This is a genomic window from Sciscionella sediminilitoris (assembly GCF_000737195.2).
Lineage (GTDB): Bacteria > Actinomycetota > Actinomycetes > Mycobacteriales > Pseudonocardiaceae > Sciscionella > Sciscionella sediminilitoris.
In genome coordinates, this window is record NZ_JALM01000202.1 from 1 (window position 1) to 702 (window position 702).

1 protein-coding gene is annotated in these 702 nt (G+C 67.0%); it reads right to left on the bottom strand.

The genetic code is table 11. The features are described 5' to 3' along the window. Window positions 1-29: 29 nt before the first annotated feature. The coding region (locus tag AD72_RS35165) for a zinc-binding dehydrogenase (RefSeq protein ID WP_031470975.1) at window positions 30-702 on the bottom strand (673 nt) is incomplete at its 5' end.

The following is a 702-nucleotide window of genomic DNA, read 5'->3' on the forward strand; positions in this document are numbered from 1 at the left end:
GGCTTGATAGCTGCCCGGTCAGCTCACGATCATGGAATCAACACGATCTTTCCACGGGTCCGCCGCTCAGCGACCAGTTGGTAGGCCTTGCGGATGTCGGTGAGCGGATAGGTTGCGGCGATGGGGATGTCAAGCTCGCCGGTGGCGACGAGATCGACGAGGCGTCGCAGACCCGCAGCCCCGCCGGCGTCGTTCGTGCCGGCGATGCTGGCGCGGGCATCCACTGCGGCGTGAAAGTCGACGACGGTGTTGACGCGCTTGGCTGGGACACCCAGCTCGTGCGCGAGATCGACGTAGTCGGCGCCGAAGGTGTCGATGAACGCGTCGACTCGATCACCGGCGGCCGAGCGGATCCTCACCTCTTGGCCATCACCGTAGGTGACGGGCGTGATGCCGTGGTCAAGCATCCACGCGTGATTGGCCTGGCTGGTCAGGCCAATCACAGCCGCACCGGTGCGGTGCGCGAGTTGAACGGCCACGACACCGACCGCACCGGCCGCACCGGACACGACGATCGTCTCGCCGGGCTCGGGGGAGACCGTCTCGACGCTGGCGAGTGCGGCCATCGGCGCGACATACATCGAGCCGGCGACCTCCCAGCTCATGTCGGCGGGCTTGGTGACGAGATGATCGGCCGACACGGCGACGAGTTCGGCGTGGCTGACCCGCTCGTCGGACCAACCAAGCACGTCATCGCCGACA